This is a genomic window from Rheinheimera sp., from assembly GCF_036568245.1.
GTDB lineage: Bacteria > Pseudomonadota > Gammaproteobacteria > Enterobacterales > Alteromonadaceae > Alishewanella.
Genome location: NZ_DATCSY010000205.1, coordinates 1 through 3,782 on the forward strand (window position 1 = coordinate 1; position 3,782 = coordinate 3,782).

Annotated in this window: 3 protein-coding genes; all 3 read left to right on the forward strand. The window is 50.8% G+C overall.

Going from position 1 to position 3,782, the window contains the following annotated elements:
* The first annotated feature begins 30 nt into the window (after window positions 1–30).
* On the forward strand, window positions 31–606 hold the full coding sequence (locus VIN66_RS09330) for a hypothetical protein (RefSeq protein WP_134057815.1): 576 nt from the start codon (window positions 31–33) through the stop codon (window positions 604–606).
* A 108-nt stretch (window positions 607–714) separates the two neighbouring features.
* Window positions 715–2,070: a glutathione-disulfide reductase gene (gorA, locus tag VIN66_RS09335; protein ID WP_331923726.1), complete on the forward strand. Its 1,356-nt coding sequence runs from the start codon at window positions 715–717 to the stop codon at window positions 2,068–2,070.
* Window positions 2,071–2,076: 6 nt separating this feature from the next.
* A partial coding sequence (locus VIN66_RS09340) for an alkaline phosphatase family protein (protein WP_331923727.1) occupies window positions 2,077–3,782 on the forward strand: 1,706 nt, incomplete at its 3' end.

Consider the following 3,782-nt stretch of genomic DNA (forward strand, 5'->3'; position numbering starts at 1 on the left):
AGAATTTGTTAATCAAAGGAATGAAGTTAAATGAAAATGTTGCAAAAATCCATTTTTATCAGCCTGTTATGTGCAAGCCTCAATGTAAGCGCCAGCGATGCTGAAATTAACGAAGCTATCGCTGCTGCAACCAAACACTACAAAGCTGGCGAATTGTCTCAAGCGATAGCGCAACTGGATTATGCCAGCACCCTGATCCGGCAGGAAAAAGGTGAGCAGGTAAAAAGTGCCTTCCCTGATGCCCCTTCAGGCTGGGAAGCGGAAGATGCCAGCAGTGAAGTGGCCGGCGCTGCAATGTTTGGCGGCGGTATCACCGCATCACGGGTTTATTACAATGATGAGCAGCGCATAGAAATGCAGCTGATGATGGACTCGCCGATGTTGCAGGCATTTTCCATGATGCTAAGTAATCCGTCGATGATCGCCATGTCTGGTGGCAAGCTGACGAAGATCCAGGGCATTCAGGCGGTACAGAAAGTAGACGGCGACCAGTTGGAAATTCAGTTTGTTACCCCTGGCGGTGCCATGATTACGTTAAGTGGCGACAATGCTGCACAGAGCACCATGCTAAAACTGGCCAACGCGATTGATTTGAAGAAGTTATAATTCTATTGCAGATTTTCTGCAGGATCAGCCCGGCAGCTTGGCTCCGGGCTTGTAAAACCCCTACCTAACCCCTATAACACAATACAGTGTCTTCTCAGGAACTGTATTATGACCCGTCATTTTGATTACTTATCTATCGGCGCCGGCAGCGGCGGCATTGCCAGTGCCAACCGGGCGGCAATGCGTGGCGCCAAAGCTGCAGTAATAGAAGCAAATGCTGTTGGTGGCACCTGCGTGAACGTCGGTTGCGTGCCTAAAAAAGTAATGTGGTATGGCGCTCATATTGCAGAAGCACTGAAATACAGCCCGGATTATGGCTTTGATATTACACAGAACAACTTTGACTGGTCTACCCTGGTAAAAAATCGTGAAGCCTATATTCAGCGAATTCACGCCAGTTACCAGAAAGGCTTTGCCAACAATAATGTCACTTATATTGAAGGTTTTGCCCGTTTTATTGATGCCCACACCGTAGAGGTAAACGGTGAGCATATAACAGCTGATCATATTACCATCGCCACCGGCGGCCGCCCTTCGCGCCCTGATATTCCGGGCAGCGAGCATGGCATCGACTCAGACGGCTTCTTTGCGCTGACCAAACAGCCGGAAAAAGCGCTGGTAATAGGTGCCGGTTATATCGCAGTTGAAATTGCCGGTGTATTGCACGCTTTGGGTACTGAAACCCATCTGCTGGTGCGTAAAGACCGGCCGCTGAGAAATTTTGATCAAGACATTACTGATATGCTGCTCGAGCGGATGACACAGGATAAGTTGCGACTGCATACCCATAGCAACGTGGCCAGCGTAGAAAAAGTCAGCGATGGCAACCTGACCGTCAGTCTTGATAACGGCATACAATTTACTGACGTTGATTGTCTGATCTGGGCTATCGGCCGCGAACCTGCCACGGACAAGCTGGGTTTGGCTACTGCCGGTGTAAAAACCGATCAAGATGGTTACATCCGTACCGACAAATACCAGAACACCAATGTAAAAGGCATTTATGCCGTCGGTGACATTACCGGTGAAGCACAGCTGACACCTGTCGCAGTGAAAGCCGGCCGTCTGCTGGCAGAGCGCCTGTTTAACCCGGAACTTACCGATGCTCATATGGATTACAGCCTGATCCCAACCGTGGTATTCAGCCATCCGCCAATCGGCACTATTGGCCTGACCGAGCATGAAGCACGGCAAAAATACGGTGACGAGGCGGTAAAAGTATACCGCTCCGGCTTTGCCGCTATGTATAACGCCGTGACCGAACACCGGGCACTTAGCCGGTTTAAACTGGTATGTGCAGGAGAGGACGAAAAAGTGGTTGGCCTGCATGGTATTGGTGAAGGCATGGACGAAGTGCTGCAGGGCTTTGCAGTCGCGATAAAAATGGGTGCAACTAAGGCCGACTTTGATAATACCGTTGCGCTGCACCCTACCAGTGCAGAAGAATTTGTTACGATGCGCTAACACACTGTGAGTTCAGCAGCAGTAAGAGTTGACGCTAATACCCTGCCACTGGTGCTGGCAGGGCCCATACTGCGTGCGGTTACGCCGGATAGCATCACACTGTGGCTGGCAACCAGCGAGCCGGTACAATTACAGTTAACGCTTATGCCGCATGGCAATACCCAGCGTGAATATGACAGTGAACAAATGCGTCAGCACTGTCGCAGTTTCCGCTGTGCCGGTAAGCTTTTTTTGCAGCTGATCCATATTCCTGTTTCCGACCCGCTGCCAGTTGGCTGCCGTATTGACTACGACCTTAAGCTGGCCGCAGCAGATGACAAGAACAACTGGCAGGACTGGCAGCAGTGGGCGCCGGATCTGGTGTACCCCGGTCACCGCTATCCTTGTTTTATACTCCAACCCAAATTGCAACGGTTGTTACACGGTTCCTGCCGTAAGCCGCATTATCCCAGTGATGACGGCTTGCTGGCGGCAGATTTATATCTGCAGCAACATAAAATAGAGCAGTGGCCGGCACTATTAATGCTAAGCGGCGACCAGATTTATGCGGATGATGTCGCAGCGCCAATGCTAAGAGCCATACACCGTTTGGTAGAACGACTCGATTTTAACGATGAAAGCTTACCCTGCTCGGCAGTGACACAGGCTTCTGAGCTACACAACAGTAAACCTTACTACTACCGCCGCGATACCCTGTTGCCTAAGACCGAAGGCAGTCAGGCAGTGATAACGCAGATCTTCAAAGGTGCAAAGAAACCGGTTTTCACCTCGGATAACGCCCGCAACCATTTGATGAGCCTGGCTGAAATGCTGGGTATGTACCTGCTGGTATGGTCGCCAGCAGGCTGGCAGGACGATGCAACACAGTTACAGGCAGAGATAGCGAATGAACTGAGCGATGAGCAGCAACAAACATACGCCCGACATCAGCAGATTATTCAACAGTTTGCCAGTGGCCTTGGCAAAGTGCGGCGCGTGCTGGCGCACTTACCCAGCGCAATGATATTCGATGACCATGACGTTACCGACGATTGGAATCTGACGGCAGAATGGGAGCAAACAGCTTACAACCACGATTTTTCCCGCCGCATTATCGGCAATGCGTTGATAAGCTATCTGCTGTGTCAGGGTTGGGGCAATGCCCCGGCGACCTTTGACAGCGCCTTGCTGGATAACGCCGAACAGGCTCTGCAACAAAGTGGTTCAGACCTGCATCAACAGTTTATCAACCGGCTGCTGAAGTTTGAGCAGTGGCATTATCAGTGGCCAACCGAGCCACCGCTGCTGGTACTGGATACACGCACCCGACGCTGGCGCTCTGAAGTATCGCTCAGCAAACCATCGGGTTTGCTTGATTGGGAGGCGATTACTGAATTACAGCAAGACCTTATAGGTCATGATGCGGTGGTACTGGTTGCACCGGCACCGGTGTTTGGCGTTAAACTGATTGAAGGCATTCAGAAACTGTTTACCTTTTGTGGTAAACCACTATTGGTCGATGCCGAAAACTGGATGGCTCACCGCGGCACAGCTTATGCTCTTATCAATATTTTCCGCCATCCGAAAACACCGAAAAACTTCGTTATTTTATCCGGCGATGTGCACTACTCTTTTGTTTACGAAGTTAACCTGCGCGGCCGCCAGCGCGGGCCGGATATCTGGCAAATTACCAGCAGTGGCTTAAAAAATCAGTTCCCGCCACGGCTGTTGGA

Excerpts from the sequence above, each read along its gene's own strand:
- VIN66_RS09330 (WP_134057815.1), top strand. The coding sequence starts at position 31 with ATGAAAATGTTGCAAAAATCCATTTTTATCAGCCTGTTATGTGCAAGC.
- gorA (WP_331923726.1), top strand. The coding sequence starts at position 715 with ATGACCCGTCATTTTGATTACTTATCTATCGGCGCCGGCAGCGGCGGC.